Origin of the sequence: Pseudomonas sp. HY2-MNA-CIBAN-0224 (assembly GCF_040310285.1) — a bacterium.
Classification (GTDB): Bacteria; Pseudomonadota; Gammaproteobacteria; order Pseudomonadales; family Pseudomonadaceae; genus Aquipseudomonas; species Aquipseudomonas helleri.
Genome location: NZ_JBEOPQ010000073.1, coordinates 1 through 23,091 on the forward strand (window position 1 = coordinate 1; position 23,091 = coordinate 23,091).

Sequence of the window (23,091 nt, forward strand, 5' to 3'; positions counted from 1 at the left end):
GAGCTTGCTCGCGATCTTTTGATCTTTTAAAAGATCGCGAGCAAGCTCGCTCCTACAGTTGAGTGTTCTGGCTGACGAGCATCAGGCCACTGCCTCCCTTGCTTGTTTATGGAAACTTATGAATATTTTGATCGTTGGGCCCAGCTGGGTCGGTGACATGGTGATGGCGCAGACACTGTTCCAGTGCCTGAAAAAGCGCCACCCACAGTGCGAAATCGATGTGCTGGCCCCTGAGTGGAGCCGGCCCATCCTTGAGCGCATGCCTGAGGTTCGCAAGGCCTTGAGCTTTCCGCTCGGCCATGGCGCGCTTGAACTGGCCACGCGACGCAAGATCGGCAAGTCCCTCAAGGGTCAATACGATCAGGCCATTTTGCTGCCCAACTCGTTGAAGTCGGCGCTGGTGCCGTTTTTCGCCGGTATTGCCAAGCGCACCGGCTGGCGCGGCGAATTCCGTTACGGGCTGCTCAATGATGTGCGCACGCTGGACAAAGAACGCTACCCGTTGATGATCGAGCGCTTTATGGCGCTGGCCTATGAACCGGGCGCCGACCTGCCCAAGCCGTATCCGCGCCCTGATCTGCAAATCGAGCCGCAAAGCCGCGAGGCCGCCCTGAGCAAATTCGGTCTGGAACTGGACCGTCCGGTGCTGGCGCTGTGCCCGGGCGCCGAGTTTGGCGAGTCCAAACGCTGGCCGTCCGAGCATTACGCCAAAGTTGCTGAGCAAAAGATCCGCGAAGGCTGGCAAGTGTGGCTGTTTGGCTCGAAAAACGATCACAGCGTCGGTGAAGACATCCGCGCCCGGTTGATTCCAGGCCTTCGCGAAGAGTCCGTCAACCTCAGCGGTGAAACCTCACTGGCCGAAGCCATTGACCTGCTGTCGTGCGCAGATGCCGTGGTGTCCAACGATTCCGGGCTGATGCACGTGGCCGCGGCGCTCAATCGCCCGCTGGTGGCGGTGTACGGTTCGACCTCGCCGGGCTTTACCCCGCCGTTGGCCGATCAGGTTGAAGTGGTGCGTCTGGGCCTGGAATGCAGCCCGTGCTTTGAGCGCACCTGCCGTTTCGGCCACTACAACTGCTTGCGCGAACTGATGCCGGCGCCGGTGATTGAAGCCTTGCAACGCCTGCAGGTCACCCCGGTCGAGGTCAACTAGGTGCGTGTTCTGTTGGTGAAAACCTCATCCCTTGGGGATGTGATTCATGCCTTGCCGGCGCTGACCGATGCGGCCCGGGCCATTCCGGGCATCACCTTTGACTGGGTGGTGGAAGAAGGCTTTGCCGAAATCCCGACTTGGCACCCGGCCGTGGGCAAGGTGATTCCGGTGGCGATCCGCCGCTGGCGCAAAAACATCTGGGAAACACTCAAGAGCGGCGAGTGGAAGCGCTTCAAACAAGCCCTGCGCGCCGAAAAATACGATCTGGTGATCGACGCCCAAGGGCTGGTCAAAAGTGCTTTTTTGACCCGCTACGTCAAGGCCCCGGTGGCCGGACTGGACAAACACTCCGCCCGTGAGCCGCTGGCCAGCCACTTTTATCAGCGCCGCCTGGCCGTGGCCCGTGGGCAGCATGCGGTCGAGCGTTTGCGCCAATTGTTTGCCGTCGCGCTGGGCTATGACCTGCCCAAAGGGCTGGGCGATTACGGCCTCGATGTTGAGCGCCTGGTTGAATTACCGCGTAACAAACCCTATGCAGTGTTCTTGCATGGCACCACGTGGGACACCAAACACTGGCCCGAAACCTACTGGCGCGATTTGACGGTGCGCATGGGCCATTTGGGCCTCGAAGTGCGCTTGCCGTGGGGCAACCCGGCGGAAAAGGCCCGTGCAGAGCGCATTGCCAACGGTCTGAAAAACGCCGTAGTCCTGCCCAAGCTGAACCTTGCAGGCGTGGCCAAAGTGCTGGCCAATGCCAGCGCATGCGTGGCGGTGGACACCGGATTGGGGCATTTGGCAGCGGCACTGGATGTGCCGACCATTTCCCTGTTTGGCCCCACCAACCCCGGGCTTACGGGCGCGTACGGCAAGGTGCAGATCCACTTGGCCAGCGATTTCCCGTGTGCGCCGTGCCTGCAGAAAAAATGCACTTACCAGCCGACTGCACAGGACCAGCAGCGGTTTGATCTGAAAAACGAGTGGCCGTTGTGCTTCACTCGTCTGAACCCTGAGCGTGTCGCAAGTCGATTAAGCACGTTGTTACTGGCTGAGGAACTGCGCTGATGCAACTGGCTTTTGTACTGTACAAATACTTCCCGTTTGGCGGGCTGCAACGCGATTTCATGCGCATTGCGCTGGAGTGCCAGAAGCGTGGGCACCAGATCCGTGTGTACACGATGATTTGGGAAGGCGATATCCCGCCCGGCTTCGAAGTGCTGGTGGCGCCGGTCAAGGCGTTCCATAACCACACCCGTAACGAAAAAATGCTCGCCTGGATGCAGGCCGATCTGGCCAAGCGTCCGGTCGACCGCCTGATTGGCTTCAATAAAATGCCCGGCCTGGACGTGTACTACGCCGCCGACGGCTGCTTTGAAGACAAAGCGCAGAACCTGCGCCACTCGTTCTACCGCTTCTTCAAGCGCTACAAGCACTTTGCTGAATACGAGCGCGCGGTGTTCGACAAAAACGCCAAAACGGAAATCCTGATGATTTCTGAAGTCCAGCAGCCGCTGTTCATCAAGCATTACGACACCCCGTTGCAGCGTTTTCATTTGCTGCCGCCGGGTATTGCGCTGGACCGTCGGGCGCCGCCGAATGCGGCTGAGATTCGCGCCGAGTTCCGCCGCGAATTCAACCTGGCCGACGACGACCTGTTGCTGGTGCAAATCGGCTCGGGGTTCAAGACCAAAGGCGTCGACCGCAGCCTCAAAGCCCTCGCGGCGTTGCCGTCCGAGCTTAAAAAGCGCACCAAACTGTTGGTGATTGGCCAGGACGACCCCAAGGTTTTTCAATTGCAAAGCGCTACGTTGGGGCTGGGCGAGCACGTGCAGTTTCTTAAAGGGCGCAGCGACATCCCGCGCTTCCTGCTGGGCGCTGACGTGCTGATCCACCCGGCCTACAACGAAAACACCGGCACTGTTCTGCTTGAAGCCTTGGTGGCGGGGTTGCCGGTATTGGTCAGCGCGGTGTGCGGCTATGCCCATTACATCAGCGACGCCGATGCGGGCCTGGTGCTGGACGAACCGTTCGAACAGACGCAACTCAATGATTATCTGACCCACATGTTGTCCGACGATGCTGCGCGCGCGGCCTGGAGCCAAAATGGCCTGGCCTACGCGCAGACGGCCGACCTCTATAGCATGCCGCAGCATGCTGCGGATGTGATTCTGGCGGAGCAACACTGATGAAACTGATACTTGCCGAACCTTTCAAACGCTTGTGGGATGGGCGCGATGCGTTCACCGAAGTCGAGCAGTTGAGCGGTGAGGTTTACCGCGAACTGGACGGCCGCCGTACCCTGCGTACTGAGGTCGACGGGCGCGGTTACTTTGTGAAGATCCACCGTGGCATTGGTTGGGGTGAAGTGTTCAAAAACCTGCTCACCGCCAAACTGCCGGTGCTCGGTGCCGGCCAGGAATGGCGGGCGATCAAGCGTTTGCACGAAGTCGGTGTGCCGACCATGACCGCCGTGGCCTATGGCGAAAAGGGCAGCAACCCGGCCCAGCAGCACTCGTTCATCATCACCGAAGAGCTGGCGCCGACCGTCAGCCTTGAAGACTTCAGCCTCAATTGGCTCAAGCAGCCGCCGCAGCCCAGGCTCAAGCGTGCGCTGATCGCCGAAGTGGCGCGCATGACCGGCATGATGCACCGCGCGGGCGTTAACCACCGCGATTGCTACATCTGCCACTTTTTGCTGCACACCGACACGCCGGTGACCGCTGACAACCTGCGCCTGTCGGTCATCGACCTGCACCGCGCCCAGACCCGCGCCGTGATCAGCCGCCGCTGGCGCAACAAAGACCTGGCCGCGCTGTACTTTTCGGCGCTGGACATTGGCCTGACCCAACGCGACAAACTGCGCTTTTTGCGCGGTTACTTCCAGATGCCGCTGCGCCAGATCCTGCGCGAAGAGGCGCGTTTGCTGGCCTGGCTTGAAGGCAAGGCGCAAAAACTCTACGAGCGCAAAGTGCGCTATGGAGATGCACTGTAATGGCGGGTTGGACTCTGGAACCCGCTTACCGCGCGTTAGCACATGATTTTGGCAGTCTCGATGCGGTGTTTGCCCTGCAAGGCGAACACCTGACCCGCGATCCGTTGTCGCAAGTGATCCGCGTCGAGCGTGATGGCGTCAATTACTACGTCAAGCGCTACACCGGCGCGGGCAAAGGGCTACGCCGCTATCTGGGGCGCCCGCGGGTGAAGTCCGAATGGCAGAACCTCAAGCGTTTTGCCAAGTGGGGCATCCCGACCGCCGAAGTAGTGGCGTGGGGCCTGGAGCGTAAATGCTTTGCCTACGCCCGGGGCGCGATGATCACCCGCGAACTGCCCAACACCCGCGATTTGTCGGAGTTGGCGGACAACAACGACCCGCTGCTCAAGGACCGTGCCTGGGTCGATGGTGTCAGCCGCCAACTGGCGGGCTACACCAAGACCATGCACGACCATCGCTTTACCCATAACGATTTGAAGTGGCGCAACCTGCTGATCGACGATCAGGCGCGTCTGTACTTGATCGACTGCCCCAACGGCGACTTCTGGCGCGGTTTCTGGCTCAAGTACCGGATCACCAAAGACCTGGCGTGCCTCGACAAAGTGGCCAAATACCACCTGACAGCCACCCAGCGTTTGCGCTTTTATTTCCAATACACCGGGCGCACCACACTCAACGCGGCGGACAAAGAGCGGGTCCGCCATATCGTGCGTTTTTTTGAGGGCCGGGAATGACTGATTTTTTGGCAGGAGCCGAACGGGGTTTGCTGGAACGCAATGGACTGGCGGATTTCGATGCCCTGTGGAACCTGCAACTGGACGCGGTCGATGAGCCCAACACCAGCCGTGGCGGCTGGAGCACGGTGTTTCGCATGGACCTCGAAGGCCAGGGCTTTTACCTCAAGCGCCAGAGCAATTACCTGACCCGCACTTTGCACAGCCCATTGGGCGAGCCGAGCTTTGCCCGCGAGTTTCGCAATATCCAGCGTTACCAGCAGTTGGGTATTCCGGCGCTGGAAGCGGTGTTTTTTGGTGAGCGTAAAGTCGCTGGCGAGCGTCGGGCCATTTTGATGACCCGCGCACTGGACGGCTGGAACGACCTCGATTCCCTGCTCGAACACTGGCCTCAATTGACCCACGCGCAGCAGCAAGCGATTTTGCGCACCTGCGGTCAGTTGGCGCGCCAACTGCACGCTGCGCGTCAGGTGCATGGCTGTTTCTACCCTAAACACATCTTTTTGCAGGCAGACGGCGAGGGCTATCGCGCCCAGTTGATCGACCTGGAAAAGACCCGCCCCTTGCTGCTGGGCCAGCGTGACCGGGTTAAAGACATCGAACCGTTGTTGCGCCGGGCTCAGGTCTGGAACGCTGATGACGTGCGCACTTTGCTTGCGGCGTACCTCGAACAGCCGGTCGAGAGCGGTTTGGTCGATGCCTGGTTTGAGCGTTTGAATGTTCGTCGCAGCCACAAGGAGAGCCGCTGATGCGCTTGTCCGAATTGCAAAAGGCCGGGCGCACGCCGTCGTTGCCGCTGAGCATTGAACTGGCTGACGCAGCCGGGCCTGCGCAATTGCAACTGTTGAGCCTGCTGCGGGTGTTGCCGGGGCAGCGCTACGTGGGTGCCGGGGTGTGGCGCGGGCGTACCGTGCTGGCCAAATTAATGGTCGGCAGCAAGGCGGCGCGCAACTTTCAGCGAGAACTGACGGGTGTGCGCCTGTTGGCAGAGCAAGGCCTGACCACGCCGCAACTGCTGGCTGACGGTCTGCAAGACGGCGAGGGCGGCTGGTTGCTGTTTGAGTTCCTTGAGCACGCGCAAAGCCTGGGCGATGCCTGGAACGCAGTTGCGGCGTTGCCGGTGTTGGCCGACGAGCAACAGGCGGTGCTGGCCGAGGCGCTGGAAGCGATCGGGCAGATGCACCTCAAGGGCCTGTGGCAAGAAGACCTGCACCTGGACAACCTGCTGCGCTGCAACGGCAAACTGTATTTGATCGACGGCGCGGGTATTTGCGTCGAAGAGGCGGGCAAGCCGCTGTCACGGCAAAAAGTGCTGGAAAACCTTGGGGTGTTCTTCGCTCAACTGCCGAAAAGCCTTGAGCCGTTTATTGAAGAACTGCTGGTGCATTACCTGCTGATCAACGGCGAACACGCCTTGCCGCTTGAGGCGCTGCTCAAACAGGTCGAAAAAGTCCGCGCCTGGCGCCTCAACGACTTTATGAACAAAGTGGGCCGCGACTGCACCTTATTCAGCGTGCAGAGCGGGGCGTTTGCCTTGCGCGCATTTGCCCGCGAAGAAGAAGCAGCCATGTTGCCCGTCGTGGCCAAAGCCGATGCGCTGCTCGATCAGGGCCATCTGTATAAAACCGGCGGCGCGGCCAGCGTGGGCAAGTTTGACGTGGCGGGCCGCAGCCTGGTGGTCAAGCGCTACAACATCAAAGGCTTTGCCCACTGGCTCAAACGCTTCTGGCGCCCGAGCCGGGCATGGCATTCATGGCAGGAAGGCAATCGGCTGCTGTTTCTCGGCATCGCCACGCCCAAGCCGCTGGCGCTGCTGGAAACCCGCTTTTTGTGGCTGCGTGGCAAGGCGTATCTGGTGACCGAATACCTGCCCGGCCCGGACATCATCGAGCGTTTTGCGCCGTATCAGGACAGCGGCGACGCCCCTGAAGCTGAGTTGCAGGCGCTGGACCAGTTGTTTGCCGACCTGATTCGCGAGCGCATCAGCCACGGCGACCTTAAAGGCCATAACGTGTTCTGGGCAGACGGGCGCTGGGCCTTGATTGACCTGGACTCCATGTGCCAGCACTCATCGCCAGGCAGCTTCGCCACAGCCTACGCCCGCGACCGGGCGCGCTTTATGCGCAACTGGCCGGCGAGCAGCGCCTTGCATCACGTGATTGATGAGCGTTTGCCCAAAGCGGTGTAACCCGCTTTTGCAAAGTGACGCGGCGTAAGGCCGGAACCCTAAGTGGCCGTTACCGCAGCAACGGATATGTACTCAAGTCAAGAGCCCCCTCACCCTTGCCCTCTCCCGAAGGAGAGGGAACCGATTGGGGGATGCTGAAGATATTCGGTGGCCTGTTTGCTGCGCGACAGCGCGGCGTCGAAGACGGAGCGTTTGGGGCGACTTAGAAGCTGTATTGCGCCCCGGCTCCGGCGTACCACGAACGGCCCGGTGCGGCTTCGTAGAAGCGGTTGTTGCCGTCGGCAACGATCACTGAGCCTACGTATTGGCGGTCCAGCAGGTTGTCCAGGCGCAAGGTCTGGTGGAAGGTCCAGTGATCAACCTTTTGCTCAAACTTCGCGCGCCAGTTGAACACGCTGTAGGCCGGTGCGGCTTTTTGCGTGTTGGTGTCTTCGACGTAGACCTTGCTGCGGTACATGCCTTCGATGGCGGTGCTGACCCAGTCGGCAGGTTTCCAGTTCACTTCGGCAAACAAGGTGGTCTGCGGCACGCCCGGCAGGTCGTTGCCTTTATCAATGAGGCCTTTGGGGCTGGTGAAGTCGCGGTCATAGGTGGCTAGCAGTCGGGTGTAGGCCAGGGTGGTGGTCCAGTCGTCGGCTAGCTGGCTTTCAACCCCGAGTTCGAAGCCGCGTCGCAAGGTGCGGCCCGCGTTCTGGTAGGTGGTGCGCCCGCCGGTATTGCTCAGCACCACCAGTTCGTCGGAGGTGGTGATCTGGAAGATGGCGGCATTGATGCGTGTGTTGGCGAGCTGAGCTTTCAAGCCCATTTCGTACTGCGTGCTTTCAGACGGTTTGAGGCCAAAGTTGAAGCCATTGCCGTTTGGCGAGTAGGCCAATTCCGCCTGAGTCGGTGTTTCAAAGCCTTTGCCCGCGCTGACATAACCATGCAGCTCCGGGGTAAAGGCGTACATCACACTCATCGAGGGCGTGGCTTTTTCGTATCGCTTGGTGCCACTGTCGTCGCCGTTGCTCAAAAATTGATCATGTACGTCCAGCTCCATGGTGCTGTAACGCAGGCCGGCCTGGATGGTCCAGTTGTCGATGGCCCAGTTGGCCTGCACGTACGGGTCGAGGCTGCGGGCGGTGTCGATTTCGTCGCGCACCAGTGCGCCTTTCACGCCCAGTTGGTCGCCCACAAAGTTTTGGTAGCCGTGGCGGCTGTCCCGGCTCTGGTCGTAGTCCAGCCCGCCAATCAGGGTCAGGTCGCCGGGCACGCTGTGCACCGGTTGCAGCCAGCGCAGGCTGCCGCCATAGAACTTGCGGTCGAATTGCACCACGCCGCCGCCCTGGTTGTTGCCGGGCGTGCCTTTGGGAATCGCCAGGTACTGGATCACGCTGCGGGTGCCGTTGTAGGCATTGACCTGCAAGGTGGCATCGCCGAAGTAGCGCTCGTAGTTCAGGCCCACTTGTTGGTGGTCGATGCTTTTACGGGTGTTGTAGGTCAGTGCTGCCGGGGTCACCGAGCGTGGGTCGGCTTTGTAGGCTTCCCAGGTTTGCCCCAGCGGGTCTTGGGTGCCGTTTTGCTCCAGGCTGCTGTAAATCAGCGCCAGTTTGCTGTCTTCGTCAGGCTTTAAGTTGAGCTTGGCAAAGGTCTGGTCGCGGCGGGCGGCGCTGTGGTCGCGGTAGCCGTCGGTGTCCATGCGCGAGGCGTCGAGCACAAAGCCTACGTCGTCTGTCGCGCCTTCGGCCGTGAGGTGGTTTTTGCTCATGCCGTCGCTGCCCACCAGGGTTTCGGCGCCGATGCGCGGCGGCCCTTCGCCATCGCGGGAGAACATTTGAATCACCCCGCCAGCATTGCTGCCGTACAGCGTGGCCGCCGGGCCGCGCAGCACTTCGATGCGCTCGGCGGTGTCGAGGTTAAAGGTCGCGGCCTGGCCCTGACCGTCAGGGGTGCTGGCCGGAATACCGTCGGCAATCAGCTTGATACCGCGCACGCCAAAGGCCGAGCGTGCGCCAAAACCACGGGACGAGATTTGCAGGTCCTGTGCGTAGTTCTGCCGGTTTTGCACCACCAGCCCCGGCACGCGGGACAGCACTTCTGAGGCATTGATGCCCAATTGACCGTCGCTGATCTGCTGCTGGTTGATGCTGTCGACCGAGTAGGGCAGGTCAAAGCTTGGGCTGGCGCTGCGCGAACCGGTAATGACGCTGGGGTCCAGTTCGAGGGTTTCGGCGAAGCTGGCGGGCGCGAGGCAAAGCCCCGGGAGCAACAGGGCAAAGCGGGCAGGGGCAAAAAAATTCATGGGCGGTATCGGGGTTCCGTGTGACGCGACCCGTCTGGGCGACGGGTATCAGGCTAGCAGAGAGGGCGCAGTTTAGCGGCACCATCGGGCGTAAAGGTGATTACCTGAAAACTAGGGCTGGGTCATTCCCGTGCGCTTTACGCTATAATCCCGCCCTTTAGTTGTTTCTGCGCGTTGCGCGCAGTACACCCTTTTTTCAGGCGCCCGCCGCCTGCCTGCATTTTTAAGAGGCTAATCCAGTGGCATTGACGATCCTTGGCCTGTCCGGCGCCCTTAGCCATGATCCCTCCGCAGCCCTCTATATTGACGGCAAGCTGGTTGCAGCGGCTGAGGAAGAACGCTTTGTACGCGACAAGCATGCAAAGAACCGCATGCCTTACGAGTCCGCAAAATTCTGCCTTGAGCAAGCGGGTATCAAACCTTCCGACGTTGATGTGGTGGCGATCCCGTTCGCCCCTGTCAGCTTGTTCGGCAAGGCTCGCTGGCACTACGCCAAGCGCTACTGGTACGCCCCGGACCGCGCCCTAGACGCGATCCTGATGGGCAACCGTCGCTACAAGCGCTATCGCAACAAGATTGTGTTCTGCTTGCAGCAACTGGGTTTTGATCCGAAAAAAATCAAGATTGAGCCGGTTGAGCACCACTTGGCCCACGCCTCCAGCGCCTACCACTGCTCGGGTTTCAAAGAGAAAACCGCGATTCTGGGTATCGATGGTAAAGGCGAGTACGCCACGACCTTCTTCGGTTATGGCGAAAACGGCAAGATCACCAAGATCAAAGAATTCTTCGATCCAGACTCCCTGGGCGGCCTGTACGGCGCGATCACCGAGTTTCTCGGTTTCGAGATGCTCGACGGTGAGTTCAAGGTCATGGGCATGGCGCCGTACGGCGACGCCAGCAAATACGACTTCTCGCGCCTGGCCTCGTTTGAAAACGGCGAGCTGGTGGTCAACACCGAATACGCCAACGTTATCGGCCTGCGCCGCTACAAAGAGAAGGGCAAGGGCTTCTACTTCTCGCCAAAACTGATTGAGTGGCTGGGCCCCAAGCGCGAAGGCGACATCGCCGACGAGCCGTACATCCACTACGCGGCCAGCATGCAAGCGCTGTTTGAAAAACTGGCGCTGCAGATGATCGACTACTACCTGGGCGACATTCTCAAAGAGACCGGCAAAATTGCTTTTGCGGGCGGCTGCGCGTTGAACGTGAAGCTGAACCAAAAGATCATTGCCCGCCCGGAAGTCAAAGAGCTGTTCGTCCAGCCTGCGTCCGGCGATGCCGGTACGGCGGTGGGTGCTGCGGCCTATGTATCCCACGCGCGTGGCGTGCCGGTCGAGAAGATGGAACACGTCTACCTCGGCCCTGCGTACAGCAACGAAGGCGTGATCGCGGCGTGTGCCCGTCACCCGGGCAAGCCTGCCTGGCGCAAAATCGAAGGCACGCCTGAGAAAATCGCCAAGATCATGGTCGATGGCAACCCGGTGGCCTGGTTCCAGGGCCGCATGGAGTTTGGCCCGCGTGCTTTGGGCGGTCGTTCGATCATCGGTTGCCCGAGCAGCGAAGGCGTGGCTGACCGCATCAACGAACAGATCAAGTTCCGTGAGCGCTGGAGGCCTTTCTGCCCGTCGATGCTCGACACCGTGGGCCCGCAGATGATCAAGGTCGATCACCCGGCACCGTTCATGACCTTCACCTTTGAAGTGGCTGAAGAGTGGAAAACCCGCGTGCCAGAGGTTGTCCATGAAGACGGCACCTCTCGTGCCCAGGTGCTCAAGCGCGAATACAACCCGCGCTACTACGACATGATGAAGGCCCTTGAAGTACTGACCGGCAACGGCGTGTCGCTGAACACCTCGCTCAACCGCCGTGGTGAGCCGATGGTGTGCTCGCCGACCGACGCCCTGAACATGTTCTTCGGCTCGGACCTGCAGTACCTGATCATGGAAGACATCTTGGTGGTTAAAGAAGGCGCGGAGCGTTATGAATCGCTCGACTGAGCGGCATGTGCTGCAGTTCTGCCACGGCTATGACGGGCCGTTTCTGGACTGCGCGCGCCAGTACGCCAGCCTGTTTGCCGGCAGCGGGTACAAGGTCACCACGGTCTTTTTGACCGGGGCGGCCGACCCCGAAGTCGCCGCAGGCTGCGCGTCCGACGAAGTCCTGTTTATGGAGTTCAGCTCCAAGGCCATTCGTGGCCTCAAGCTGGGCGCCATCGCCAAGCTGCGTAAAATCGCCGCCTCGCGGGCATTCAGCTTTTGCATCGCCCACCGCTTCAAGCCGATTTATATCGCCTTGTTGGCCACCGGTTTGCCGGTGATCGGCGTGCATCATGCGTTTGGCGACTACCAGCGCGGCAGCCGCAAACTGTTCGCTAATCTGTTTCGTAAACGCCTGAGCCTGCTCGGGGTGTCTGATGCGGTGCGTGACGACATGCGCCAATGCCTGCCCAAGTGGCCGACCGGGCGTATCAGCACGCTGTACAACCGCATCGATATCGACGCCGTACAAGCCAGCCAACTGCCCGGCACCCAGGCGCGTGAAGCGCTGGGGTTGTCGGTCGAGGGCTTTATTGTCGGCAATGTCGGGCGTCTGCACCCGGACAAAGACCAGGCCACGCTGATCAAGGGCTTCGCCCAGGCACGGGCAGACCTGCCAGCAGATAGCCAACTGGTGATTCTGGGTAAAGGCCGTCTGGAGCAAGACCTCAAAGAGCTGGCCCGTGAGCTCGGTGTTGCCGAGCAGGTGAAGTTTTTGGGCCAGGTGCCCGATGCACGGCGTTATTTCCGTGCGTTTGATGTGTTTGCCCTCAGTTCCGATCACGAACCGTTTGGCATGGTCTTGCTGGAGGCCATGGCCGCTGGCGTGCCGTTGTTGGCCACGGCCTGTGGCGGCGCCAAGGAAGTGGTGGAAGGCGTAGGAATCTTGTTCCCGCTGGGCGATGTCGAGCATTTGGCTCAGGGCATCAAGCATCTGTCGGTACTCACCGATGAGCAGCGCCATGCCTGTGCTGACCTGATGCTGGCGCGTCTGCACGAGCGCTTTAGCGATCAGGCCGTTCATGACCGGTTCTGGCAGTTGCCGCAAGCCACCGACCTGACTGCGGGGGCCTGATGCTCACTTATTTCCAGGGCTGGCGTGAGCGCGGCTGGAGCGTTGTTGACGCGTCTGTTTACGCAGAGGCCTGGCAACGCTTTGGTGGCAGCGTGGCCACGCACCCGATGGTGGTTGAGCGTTTGGCTCAGTTGGCGGGTATCCCGGTGCGCTACCTGGCCTGGGAGCAAGATGGCGAAGTGAAAGCTGCGATCCCGACCTGGGGCCGCGACCTGGCTTTGTCCAAGGACGTGCTCAAGCGCCACGGCAAAAAAGGCCTGTTTGACCTCGGTAATGCCGAGATCATTCTGCCGGCTGCCGACGGGGCCAACGTGCCCTTGCGTCATCGTGGGCGCTACCTGTCGCAGCTCAATGAAGGCCGTTTCAGTACGCTGATCCAGCAAACCGAACAGCTGGCGATGGCCCGCACGCCTGAAGAACTCTCGAAAAAATTCCGTTACAACCAACGCCGCGAACTGCGTTTGCTGGAAGAGGCGGGCGGTGTGGTGCGCCCGGTGACGGACTTTTCCAGCACTGAACTGGCGGCCATTTACTGCGATCTGTTCCTGCGCCGCTGGGGCTTTGTGGCCACGGGCGCCGAGCGCATGGCCGACGTGGTCGAGCTGTTGCGTGAGCTGTTGATCGGTTCGGTCATATTCCTTAACGACGCGCCTATTGCTATCCAGTTGGTGTACCGGGTTGAATCCCCGCAATGGATCAGCGTTGAGTACGTCAACGGCGGTGTTGACCCGCAAACCCGAGATTTCAGCCCCGGTAGCGTATTGAGCTTTCTCAATACCCAATCGGCCTGGGAGCAGGCGCGCAGCGTCAACAAGCCTTTGCGTTTCTCGTTCGGCCGCGCCGACCGCGAATACAAAGAGCGTTGGTGCAACCCGGTGCCGGTGTTTAAAACGTAAATGATCCGTTGTAGGCGCGAGCTTGCGGGTGATCTTTTAAAAAGATCGCGAGGCAAGCTCGCTCCTACAGGAGAAAACATGAGCCGCAAACAGCAACTCCTCAAGCGCCATCGGCGCAATAAACGAATTGGCTTGCTGATCGGCCTGCTGGTGCTGATTGTCAGCGGTGTCTGGCTGGCCTGGTGGCTGCCGCCGGTATTGGCGGTGCTGGGCTGGGTGGCGCATGAGGCCTGGTTTGCGGACCATCTGTTCTATTCCCCCCAAGACGACTACCAGTACGCCTTCGACCCGGACGGCGAGTGTCTTGAGGTGCGCCTTGAGGGTGAACGCCTGGTGCTCGATCAGCCGTTGAGCGTGACCGGCAATCACACCCTGATTCTGGCCATCAAGGTCAGCAGCCGTGGGCTGGGGCGTTTCATTGACCCGAGCATTCAACTGCTGGGCGGCGAGCAGCCCGATCAGCAAACCTTCGAGCGCGGGGTCAACGGGCTGCGCTATTTGAACCTGAGCGAGCACGCTGGCGCATTGGCCCGTGGCGAGTTGCGCCTCAAAGGCCGGCATTGCCGCGTGTCTGGTCAGCCCCGGTTGTGGTTGTTCCGCCAAGCCGATTACCGCGAGCAACGGGTCATGGTCATTGCGCCCCATGCCGACGATGCGGAGCTGGCGGCGTTTGGTCTGTACAGCCAGGCCAAAGAGGCGTGGATCGTCACCCTGACGGCCGGTGAAATCGAAGCCGAGCATTATCAGCAGATGGGCCTTGAGCGTGCCGAAGCCGCGCGCCTCAAGGGCCGCTTGCGGGCATGGGACAGCCTGGCCGTGCCGCGCTGGGCCGGTGTGCCTGAGGCGCATTGCGCGCAATTGGGCTACTTCTGCCTGCAACTGCCGGCCATGCAGGCCGCGCCGGATCAGCCAATGCCGTCTCGCGAGGCGGATATGAGTGACATCCGGCTGTTTCGTCAGCTCAATCCGTTTCCGATGCCCGGCGATGGCGATGGCGCACCGACCTGGAATAACCTGCTGGCGGATTTGCGTGCCTTGATCCTGCGCGCACGCCCTGAAGTGATTGTGCTGCCGCATCCCTCGCTTGACCCGCATCCCGACCACATCTGCGCACAAGCGGCGGTGTTCGAGGCGCTGCAAGGGCTGGAGTGGCAGCCGACGACGATTTTGGGCTACGCCAACCATTTGCATGACAATGACCGCTGGCCCATGGGCAATAGCGGTGATGGGGTGGCTCTGCCGCCGGTGTTCGATGCGTCGCTCAGCTTGCACCCGTGCAGCCTGCCGCTGACACTGGCCCAGCAACGCGACAAGGCCATGGCGCTGGGCATGATGCACGACCTGCAGCCGCGCGCTGCACTCAAGCGCCGCGTGCGCCGGTCAATCCAGGCGCTGCTGGCGGGCAGACGGCCATCGCCTTATGGCGAGAATGAATATTTTCGTAAAGCAGTTCGACGGCATGAGCTGTTCTGGCGCCTCAAAGCGTCGCAAGGAAACCCATGAGAGTTCTATTTCTAGTACAGAAAGAGCAGCGGGCCATTCTGGATCGCTTGTATGACGGCATTGCAGCGCATTGCGAGTGCGATACGCGCTGGCTGAGCAGTGACGAGCAACGCAACTTGCGCAGCTACTTCCGCCGTGAAGTGGACGTGTCGCGTTATGACCGCATTGTGTTTTTCTTGCGTTTTAAACAAGAGATCCGCCAGGTCGGCTTTATCCGTACCGTGCCCAACCTGGTGATCCTTGAGCACGATGCGTATCAAAATTACATCGAGTGCAAATACACCGGTAAATTCAGCGCCCATTACCGCCAACTGCCGTGGGCCCGTGTGATCACCTCGGGTTTTATGGTCACCGAGCGCTTGCGCGAAGAGGGCTTTGACGCCGTATTTGTGCCCAAAGGCTACGACCAGACTCTTTTGCATGACCTGGGCCGTGAGCGCGACATCGAGCTGGCGTTTGTTGGCAGCACCAACAGCGTGGCTTACAGTGGCCGCAAAGCGTTGCTCGACGAGTTGGCCAGCGTCGAGCCGCTGGTAGTGACGCGCACCAAGTCTGGTGATGACTACCGCGACACCCTTAACCGCATCCGCTTTTTTGTCAGCGCGGACGTGGGCATGGGCGAATACATGATCAAAAACTTTGAGGCCATGGCCTGCGGTTGTGTGTTGCTGGCGTTTGATCAGGGTGAAGCCGAAAACCGTGCGTTGGGCTTTGTCGACATGCACAACATTGTTTTTTATCGAGACATTCCAGAGCTGCAAAAAAAACTGCAACAGCTGCGTAATGATCCGCAACTGGCAGCCGATATCGCTCTTCGTGGTCGTGATCTTGCGGTGTCACAGTACAGCTTCGGTCGAATTGGCCAGCGCATTGTTGAAGAGCTGCAACCGGCACTACGTCCGCATCCGCCCTTGTCCTGGGTCGATCGGGTGCGATTGAAACTGGGGGTCTGAGACACCCCCCCCGGTGCAATCGTGGTGATACCCAAAGGACTGAAACTATTTAATGAGAGGAGGCGAACCGTGCGGTTCTGCCAAGAAAGTGACATCACCCTGGTTGTGACCAGCTGCGGCCGTCTTGACTTGCTCAAGCTGACGCTCGAAAGCTTTGACCGGTTCAATACCGCGCCCATTCGTGAAGTCTTTATTACCGAAGACTCCGGTGATGAGGCCGTGCGCGAGGCTATTCCGCCCAATTGGCGTGAGCACTGCACCGTTTTCGTCAACAAACCGAAACTTGGGCAGTTGGCTTCCATCGATCTGGCCTACTCTAAAGTCAGCACCGCGTACATTTTTCATTGTGAAGACGATTGGGAGTTTTATCGCCCGGGCTTTGTCGAAGACTCAAGAGCGATTCTGGAGAACAAACCAGAGATCTTGCAGGTCTGGCTGCGCAGCTACGCACACGACTTGCGCATTCACAGCCCTTACCTACATTACGGTGAGCGCGAGGTGATTGCAGGCGTCGCGTGCTACCCGGTGCTGTCGGATAAACCCGAATGGCAGAGCTTCTCGCTGAATCCTGGATTACGCCGTTACAAAGAATATTTGTTATGTGCGCCTTATAGCGGTCATGGTGGCGAAAAAGCGCTGTCCAAGCGCTATGCCGAACTTAATCTGCAAGCGGTGGCCCTTGAAGCTGACGCGGTGTTGCACACAGGCTTTGGCAACCATGTCGAGGTGCCTGAAGAGCGCCTGCGCAAGCTGCGACGCGGCCGTCGGGAGCGGATCAAGTTGTTCGTTACGTTGTTGGTGGGCGTTCTAATAGGCGTCCTTATCAGTTAGCAGGTACAGGTTTGAATGGTGATGATTGAACGGCGAGGAAGCGTGTGATGAGCATCATTAATGTGATGTGGTCAGGCGGTTCTCCTTATGCGTCTGTACACAAGGTTCACCAGCAAATCCTCTCTCAGGCATCACCGGGTACACCGGTAAAGACCTGGCTTTTACAGCACTCTGCCCCGGCTTGCCTGCGCGAGCTTGGGCAGGTTGAGGCTTTGGAGTTGTCTACGCGCTTTTTAAAAGGGCGGGGCATCTGGGCGTTATCGCGCCCGTGGCGTAATTGTTTTTTTCGCAAGGCCCTGCTCAAAAATGACGCTCGGCAGGTGCTGATCGATGGGCTGGGCGTGGCTCGGGTGCTGTTGCCGGCCTTGCGCACACTGCCGCACGTACGGGCGGTGGTGATGTTTCACGGCTCAACCCGCCTGCAATGCAAAGATGTCAGGCTGCTTCGCCAGTTTTCCAGCGAGCAACTGACACTCTGTGCTGTCTCGCAAACCCTCGCAGACTCCATTTCGGCCGATCTCAAGTTGCCGGTGGTCACCCTGAGCAGCATGCTCAACCCGCACGCATTCGAGCAGCAATTGTTGCCGCGTGACCAGGCGCGCCAGCAACTGGGCATTCCTGCGGGTACTCATCAAGTGTTCGGTGCTGTAGGCCGTCTGGTGGACTCCAAGGGCTTTGACACCTTGCTCAGCGCCTTTGCCAAAACCCTCGTTAACCACCCGGATCGACTGCTGATCATCATTGGCGAAGGCGCCATGCGCGCCGAGCTGGAGGCTCAGGTCAAGGCGCTGGGGCTGCAAGGCAAGGTCTTGCTGCCGGGCTACGTCGACAACGTGGCCAGCCTGTATCGGGCATTTGACTGGGTGCTGATACCGTCGCGGGCAGAAGGCCTGGGGCTGGTCGTTCAGGAAGCGGTCATTGCTGGCGTGCCGATACTGGCCAGTGACCTGCCTGTGTTTTACGAGCAGTTGGGCGAGGCGGGGAACTACGTGGCGGTCGGCGATGAGTCGGCATGGGCACGGGCGATTGAAGCCAGCGACACGCTGTCGACAACAGAAGTGGCTGCGCGCCAGCACGCAAGCCTTGACCCGGAACATGCCTGGCTGCGCTTCAGGCAGGCATGCACCACGGTGTTGTCAGGCCTTTAAAAAGGCGTCTTTGAGGGCTTGAGCGGGGAATTTATCGCTGAGGCTCTCGCGCTCGATATAACGCAAGAAGTGTTGCAGGTTGCGCTGGACCAGCTTTTTGGACAGTGGCGCCCTCACAAAACTCATGTCGGCGACATCAATCAAACCCCACGCGTTGTCAGGGGTCACCACAATGTTGCCCAAGTGCAGAGAGCGGAAGTAAATACCGGCCGCGTGCAATCTGCGAATCAGCTCGATAAGCTTCGGCAGATTTTCTGACCAGTCAAACCCGTTTTTTTCTGCGATCTGACGCAGGGTTTCACCGGGCAGCGGGCGATACAGCACCGCGGTCATGCCGGGTTTATCCAGACGGTAAAACGCCAGCACCTTGAGGGTGGGAATACCCAGCTTCTCGAGTTGGGCCGCGTTATCAATAAAACGTTTGGAATAAGGGCGCAGCAAGGCGGACGACAGAAGACGCTTGCGGCGAAACAGTTTCACTATGTTCCCGTCTTGCAGCAGGTAGACTTTTGCACCATAACTGTCCGCCTCAAGAATTTTGGCGCCTTCAATCATTTGATTTAAAGCGGCTTGTGGAAGCCGTGAACATTGCATCGTAGAACCCTTGCGAGCAGTCAGACACGCAATGATGCCGAAAAAGTGGCGCTTTAACCATGCCAGGTTGGCCGGGTAGATGATTTAGGAGCGGGATGATGTACGAAAGTCGTTGGGCTCAGACCCTCATGACCTGCGGCGTGCTGTGGTTCATGTTGGCGATTGCATTTGCCCCTACCAACAAAATCTATCAACAGGGCCTGGTTGTGTTCGTCTGGTTGCCGACACTGCTGGTGGCATGGTCTGCCCGCCCGGTTTTGGCGCAGGTCTGGCACGCGCAAAGAGCGCTGTGCCTGGCACTGATCGGTTTGGCCGCTTGGGCCACCCTCAGCTTGAGCTGGAGTGGCCAGCCCCTGAGCCAGGCCAAGCAATTGCTCTACATCGCCTTGTTTGTGATGTCATGGCCGATTCTGGCCAATGGCCGCCCTGAACGTGTTGTACGCCTGCTGCAATGGGGCGGGCTGGGGCTGGCGGTCATGGCAGCAGCGGCCATGGTGCGTTTCTATTTTATTGACGCTCGGCCCTTGATGGATCGTCTGGAAGGTCTGGGCGAGTTGGCTCACCCCATTTTGGGCGCTTATGCGGTGGGTATCGCCGGTGTCTGGATGTTGCACTGGATGCCGCGTGAGCGTGGAATGCAAGCCCTGTGGTGGGTCGCACTGGCGTTGTTGGGTGCCTTTGTGGTGTTTACCCAGAGCCGCGGTGCGGCAGTGGCGCTAATGGTTACGGTGCTGGCCATGCCGATCTGGCGGTGCAACCGTCAGACCGTGGTCATCTCGGTGGCCGGGCTGATGGGCGCCGGGATCGTGTTTTGGTGCATGCAGGCGCAGATGATGTCCCGCGGCTCGTCCTATCGGCCCGAGCTGTTTATGTCCAGCGTGCAGATGATCAAGGCGCACCCATGGCTTGGCCTTGGGCTTGAGGCGCCGTTTGGTGTGCCGGCGCTGGGGATCATGTTTGATCATTCGCACAACCTGTTCACCAGTGTGGCGATCAGTTTGGGCTTGCCGGGTTTGCTGCTGTGGAGCATCGCCTGGTTTTCGGTTTTGGTATATGGCTGGCGCGCTCGCGCGACTTTGCTGGGCCAGGGATTGGTGGGCATGTGGGTGTTTTCGACAATGGCTATGCAGTTTGATGCGGCCAGTTTGCTTGATACCCCGCGTGCCGAATGGTTTATCACCTGGCTGCCCATTGCCGTGGCGACTCTTTTGTCGTTCAAGACGGCGCAGGGTGAAGCCTGTGATAAAATTTCGCGTTTTCCTTAATCAGTGAGCTCTACGATGAGTGATTCACCGTCCGAAGAAGGACAGAGTTCAAGCCTGAAAATCTATTTCCGGCTCTTGAGTTATGTGAAGCCCTACATCGGCCTTTTCCTGCTGAGTATCGTTGGCTTCCTTATCTTCGCTTCGACTCAACCCATGCTGGGTTACATCCTCAAGTATTTCGTTGACGGCTTGTCCAATCCGGATGCCGTGCTGTTTCCGAACGTGCCTTATCTGCGTGACATGCGCCTGCTGCAGACCGTGCCGCTGTTGATCGTATTGATCGCGGCCTGGCAAGGGTTGGGGTCTTTCCTGGGTAACTACTTCCTGGCCAAGGTTTCGCTGGGCTTGGTGCACGACCTGCGGGTGCAGCTGTTCAACAACCTGCTGGTGCTGCCTAACCGCTATTTCGACAAGCACAACTCGGGGCACTTGATCTCGCGCATCACCTTCAACGTCACCATGGTCACCGGTGCTGCCACCGATGCAATCAAGGTGGTGATTCGTGAAGGCATGACCGTGGTGTTCCTGTTTGCGTCGCTGCTGTGGATGAACTGGCGCCTGACGCTGGTGATGGTGGCGATCCTGCCGTTGATCGCGGTCATGGTGAGTTCGGCCAGCAAAAAATTCCGCAAGCAAAGCAAGAAAATCCAGGTGGCGATGGGCGACGTGACCCACGTGGCGTCCGAAACCATCCAGGGCTACCGTGTGGTTCGCAGCTTTGGCGGCGAAAAGTACGAGCGCGAGCGTTTCCTCAAGGCCAGCCAGAGCAACACCGACAAGCAACTGCGCATGACTCGCACCGGGGCGATCTACACCCCGATGCTGCAATTGGTGATTTACATCGCCATGGGCGTTTTGATGTTCCTGGTGCTGTACATGCGCGGCGATGCCTCGGCGGGCGACATGATCGCTTACATCACCCTGGCCGGCTTGCTGCCCAAGCCGATCCGTCAGTTGTCTGAAGTCAGCTCGACCATCCAGAAGGGTGTCGCCGGTGCTGAAAGCATCTTTGAGCAACTGGACGAAAAACCGGAAGTCGACACCGGCACCGTTGAGCTGGACCATGTGAGTGGCCGTCTTGAGGTGCGCAACCTCAACTTCACCTACCCCGACACTGAGCGCCAAGTGCTTAAAGACGTGTCGTTCACGGCTGAGCCGGGGCAGATGGTGGCACTGGTCGGGCGTTCGGGCAGCGGCAAGTCGACGCTGGCCAACCTGATCCCGCGCTTCTATCACCACACCTCGGGCGAGATCCTGCTCGATGGCGTTGAGGTCGAAGACTATCGCTTGCTCAACCTGCGCCGTCATATCGCGCAAGTGACCCAGAACGTCACCCTGTTCAGCGACACTGTGGCCAACAACATTGCCTACGGCGACCTGGCCGGTGCGCCACGGGCCGACATCGAAAAGGCCGCGCGTGATGCCTACGCGATGGACTTTATCGAGCAGTTGCCCAAAGGCCTGGACACGCCGGTGGGTGAGAACGGTGTGCTGTTGTCGGGCGGTCAGCGTCAGCGTTTGGCGATTGCCCGCGCCTTGCTCAAAAATTCGCCACTGTTGATCCTCGATGAGGCCACCTCAGCACTCGATACCGAGTCTGAGCGCCACATTCAGGCGGCACTGGACCACGTGATGGAAGGGCGTACCACGCTGGTGATTGCGCACCGTCTTTCGACCATCGAAAAAGCTGACCTGATCCTGGTGATGGATCAGGGCCAGATCGTCGAGCGTGGCACTCACGGCGAGTTGTTGGCGCAGAACGGCTATTACGCCCGTCTGCACTCGATGGGCCTGGATGCGCCGCTGGCGTCTGGCGACATCACCTGAACACCGACGGGGGCAGGCACGCCTGCTCCCGTCGGCGCATTTTCCCTGCGATTAACACCGTGAACTGACCTGCGTTCACCCTGTGTTAATATCGCGCCCCTGTTCATTTTGTATGTGGGTCCTCCATGAAGTTGTCCATGCCGCGATTCGATCAAGCCCCTGTCTTGGTGGTAGGCGATGTCATGCTCGACCGTTACTGGCATGGCGGAACCTCACGGATTTCCCCTGAGGCGCCCGTGCCGGTGGTCAAGGTCGAGCAAATTGAAGACCGTCCGGGTGGTGCTGCCAACGTTGCCTTGAACATTGCTGCCTTGGGCGCACCGGCCTCGCTGGTCGGCGTCACCGGCAACGATGAAGCTGCCGACAGCCTGGCCAACAGCCTTGAAGGCGCAGGCGTTCGCGCCTTGTTCCAGCGCATTGAGCACCAGCCGACCATCGTTAAACTGCGGGTCATGAGCCGTCACCAGCAACTGCTGCGTATCGACTTTGAAGAACCGTTTGCGACTGATGCCCTGGCATTGGGCGCTGAAGTCGAGCGCCTGCTCGACGGTATTAAAGTGCTGGTGCTGTCTGACTACGGCAAAGGCGCGTTGAAAAACCACCAGGTATTGATCCAGGCCGCCCGTGCCCGTGGCATTCCGGTGCTGGCTGATCCTAAAGGCAAAGACTTCTCGATTTATCGGGGTGCGAGCCTGATCACGCCGAACCTCAGCGAGTTCGAAACCATTGTCGGTGGTTGCATCGACGAGGCCGACCTGGTGGCCAAAGGCGCCAAGCTGATGGCCGATCTGGAGCTGGGTGCCTTGCTGGTCACCCGTGGCGAGCACGGCATGACCTTGCTGCGTCCGGGCTTTGCTGCCATGCACTTGCCGGCACGCGCCCGTGAAGTGTTTGACGTGACCGGTGCCGGTGACACAGTTATCTCGACCCTGGCGGCTGCCATTGCTGCCGGTGAAGAGCTGCCCCATGCCGTGGCCCTGGCCAATCTGGCGGCGGGTATTGTGGTGGGCAAGCTGGGTACGGCGGCCATCAGCGCCCCGGAGCTGCGTCGCGCCATTCAGCGTTCGGAAGGCTCCGAGCGTGGCGTGCTGAGCCTCGAGCAACTGCTGCTGGCCATCGACGATGCGCGGGCGCACAACGAGAAAATCGTCTTCACCAACGGGTGCTTCGACATCCTGCACGCCGGCCATGTGACCTATCTGGAACAGGCGCGGGCGCAAGGTGATCGTTTGATTGTTGCCGTAAACGACGACGCCTCCGTGAGCCGCCTCAAAGGCCCGGGTCGCCCGATCAACAGCGTTGACCGGCGCATGGCGGTACTGGCGGGTCTGGGCGCGGTGGACTGGGTGATCAGCTTCCCTGAAGGCACCCCGGAAAACCTGCTGGCCCAGGTCAAGCCGGATGTACTGGTTAAAGGCGGCGATTACGGGATCGACCAAGTGGTCGGTGCTGACATCGTGAGCGCGTACGGCGGGACAGTGAAAGTGCTGGGGCTGGTAGAAAACAGCTCGACCACGGCCATCGTCGAGAAAATACGCGGCCAGTAACAACGCAATCCTCTGTAGGAGCGAGCTTGCCTCGCGATCTTTCAAGATCAAAAGATCGCGAGGCAAGCTCG

General features: G+C 59.8%; 19 protein-coding genes. 17 read left to right on the forward strand and 2 right to left on the reverse strand.

Annotated elements, in window-relative coordinates:
* The first annotated feature begins 118 nt into the window (after positions 1 to 118).
* Genes waaF through AAEZ03_RS22885 form a run of 7 tightly spaced genes read left to right on the forward strand, consistent with a single transcriptional unit; the run spans position 119 to position 7,064 of the window.
* Complete coding sequence (gene waaF / locus AAEZ03_RS22855; protein WP_048366653.1) at positions 119 to 1,153, forward strand: lipopolysaccharide heptosyltransferase II; 1,035 nt, start codon at positions 119 to 121, stop codon at positions 1,151 to 1,153.
* On the forward strand, positions 1,154 to 2,215 hold the full coding sequence (gene waaC, locus AAEZ03_RS22860; RefSeq protein ID WP_350581795.1) for a lipopolysaccharide heptosyltransferase I: 1,062 nt from the start codon (positions 1,154 to 1,156) through the stop codon (positions 2,213 to 2,215).
* On the forward strand, positions 2,215 to 3,336 hold the full coding sequence (locus tag AAEZ03_RS22865; protein ID WP_048366651.1) for a glycosyltransferase family 4 protein: 1,122 nt from the start codon (positions 2,215 to 2,217) through the stop codon (positions 3,334 to 3,336). The genes waaC and AAEZ03_RS22865 overlap by 1 nt, the downstream gene beginning before the upstream one ends.
* The gene (gene rfaP / locus AAEZ03_RS22870) at positions 3,336 to 4,142 is read left to right on the forward strand and encodes a lipopolysaccharide core heptose(I) kinase RfaP (protein ID WP_153334855.1); all 807 of its coding nucleotides are present in this window, start codon (positions 3,336 to 3,338) and stop codon (positions 4,140 to 4,142) included. Before AAEZ03_RS22865 ends, rfaP begins: the two co-directional genes overlap by 1 nt.
* Complete coding sequence (locus AAEZ03_RS22875) at positions 4,142 to 4,876, forward strand: lipopolysaccharide kinase InaA family protein (RefSeq protein ID WP_350581798.1); 735 nt, start codon at positions 4,142 to 4,144, stop codon at positions 4,874 to 4,876. The genes rfaP and AAEZ03_RS22875 overlap by 1 nt, the downstream gene beginning before the upstream one ends.
* Positions 4,873 to 5,625: a lipopolysaccharide kinase InaA family protein gene (locus AAEZ03_RS22880; RefSeq protein ID WP_048366648.1), complete on the forward strand. Its 753-nt coding sequence runs from the start codon at positions 4,873 to 4,875 to the stop codon at positions 5,623 to 5,625. Before AAEZ03_RS22875 ends, AAEZ03_RS22880 begins: the two co-directional genes overlap by 4 nt.
* On the forward strand, positions 5,625 to 7,064 hold the full coding sequence (locus AAEZ03_RS22885) for a lipopolysaccharide kinase InaA family protein (protein ID WP_350581802.1): 1,440 nt from the start codon (positions 5,625 to 5,627) through the stop codon (positions 7,062 to 7,064). The genes AAEZ03_RS22880 and AAEZ03_RS22885 overlap by 1 nt, the downstream gene beginning before the upstream one ends.
* Positions 7,065 to 7,266: 202 nt before the next feature.
* Here the strand turns inward: AAEZ03_RS22885 and AAEZ03_RS22890 are convergent, their stop codons facing one another.
* Entirely contained in the window at positions 7,267 to 9,345 is a 2,079-nt protein-coding gene (locus tag AAEZ03_RS22890; protein ID WP_350581805.1) for a TonB-dependent receptor family protein, read from the reverse strand.
* A 239-nt stretch (positions 9,346 to 9,584) separates the two neighbouring features.
* Between AAEZ03_RS22890 and AAEZ03_RS22895 the strand changes: the two genes are divergently transcribed.
* The 7 genes from AAEZ03_RS22895 (at position 9,585) to AAEZ03_RS22925 (ending at position 17,787) form a co-directional block, all read left to right on the forward strand.
* Positions 9,585 to 11,342: a carbamoyltransferase family protein gene (locus AAEZ03_RS22895; protein WP_350581808.1), complete on the forward strand. Its 1,758-nt coding sequence runs from the start codon at positions 9,585 to 9,587 to the stop codon at positions 11,340 to 11,342.
* A complete protein-coding gene (locus AAEZ03_RS22900) occupies positions 11,326 to 12,456 on the forward strand; it encodes a glycosyltransferase (protein ID WP_350581811.1) in 1,131 nt (376 codons plus the stop codon). Before AAEZ03_RS22895 ends, AAEZ03_RS22900 begins: the two co-directional genes overlap by 17 nt.
* Positions 12,456 to 13,352: an antimicrobial resistance protein Mig-14 gene (locus AAEZ03_RS22905; RefSeq protein ID WP_350581814.1), complete on the forward strand. Its 897-nt coding sequence runs from the start codon at positions 12,456 to 12,458 to the stop codon at positions 13,350 to 13,352. The genes AAEZ03_RS22900 and AAEZ03_RS22905 overlap by 1 nt, the downstream gene beginning before the upstream one ends.
* Before the next feature lie 78 nt (positions 13,353 to 13,430).
* Positions 13,431 to 14,855 (forward strand): PIG-L deacetylase family protein, encoded by a 1,425-nt coding sequence (locus AAEZ03_RS22910; protein WP_350581817.1) that lies wholly within the window; start codon positions 13,431 to 13,433, stop codon positions 14,853 to 14,855.
* Positions 14,852 to 15,808, forward strand: coding sequence for a glycosyltransferase family protein (locus tag AAEZ03_RS22915; protein WP_350581820.1), 957 nt, complete (start codon positions 14,852 to 14,854; stop codon positions 15,806 to 15,808). The genes AAEZ03_RS22910 and AAEZ03_RS22915 overlap by 4 nt, the downstream gene beginning before the upstream one ends.
* A 69-nt stretch (positions 15,809 to 15,877) precedes the next feature.
* Entirely contained in the window at positions 15,878 to 16,639 is a 762-nt protein-coding gene (locus tag AAEZ03_RS22920) for a glycosyltransferase family 2 protein (RefSeq protein WP_350581823.1), read from the forward strand.
* Positions 16,640 to 16,686: 47 nt separating this feature from the next.
* Positions 16,687 to 17,787 carry a glycosyltransferase gene (locus AAEZ03_RS22925; RefSeq protein ID WP_350581826.1) on the forward strand — a complete coding sequence of 367 codons (1,101 nt, stop codon included), beginning with the start codon at positions 16,687 to 16,689 and terminating at the stop codon, positions 17,785 to 17,787.
* On the opposite strand, the gene AAEZ03_RS22930 is transcribed toward AAEZ03_RS22925, so the two are convergent.
* Positions 17,776 to 18,381, reverse strand: coding sequence for a BUD32 family EKC/KEOPS complex subunit (locus AAEZ03_RS22930; RefSeq protein WP_048366637.1), 606 nt, complete (start codon positions 18,379 to 18,381; stop codon positions 17,776 to 17,778). The genes AAEZ03_RS22925 and AAEZ03_RS22930 overlap by 12 nt on opposite strands.
* Before the next feature lie 98 nt (positions 18,382 to 18,479).
* Between AAEZ03_RS22930 and AAEZ03_RS22935 the strand changes: the two genes are divergently transcribed.
* The 3 genes from AAEZ03_RS22935 (at position 18,480) to hldE (ending at position 23,020) form a co-directional block, all read left to right on the forward strand.
* The gene (locus AAEZ03_RS22935; protein WP_350581828.1) at positions 18,480 to 19,646 is read left to right on the forward strand and encodes an O-antigen ligase family protein; all 1,167 of its coding nucleotides are present in this window, start codon (positions 18,480 to 18,482) and stop codon (positions 19,644 to 19,646) included.
* A gap of 15 nt (positions 19,647 to 19,661) precedes the next feature.
* The gene (msbA, locus tag AAEZ03_RS22940) at positions 19,662 to 21,473 is read left to right on the forward strand and encodes a lipid A export permease/ATP-binding protein MsbA (protein ID WP_350581829.1); all 1,812 of its coding nucleotides are present in this window, start codon (positions 19,662 to 19,664) and stop codon (positions 21,471 to 21,473) included.
* A 125-nt stretch (positions 21,474 to 21,598) separates the two neighbouring features.
* Entirely contained in the window at positions 21,599 to 23,020 is a 1,422-nt protein-coding gene (gene hldE, locus AAEZ03_RS22945; RefSeq protein WP_048366634.1) for a bifunctional D-glycero-beta-D-manno-heptose-7-phosphate kinase/D-glycero-beta-D-manno-heptose 1-phosphate adenylyltransferase HldE, read from the forward strand.
* The last annotated feature ends 71 nt before the right edge of the window (positions 23,021 to 23,091 follow it).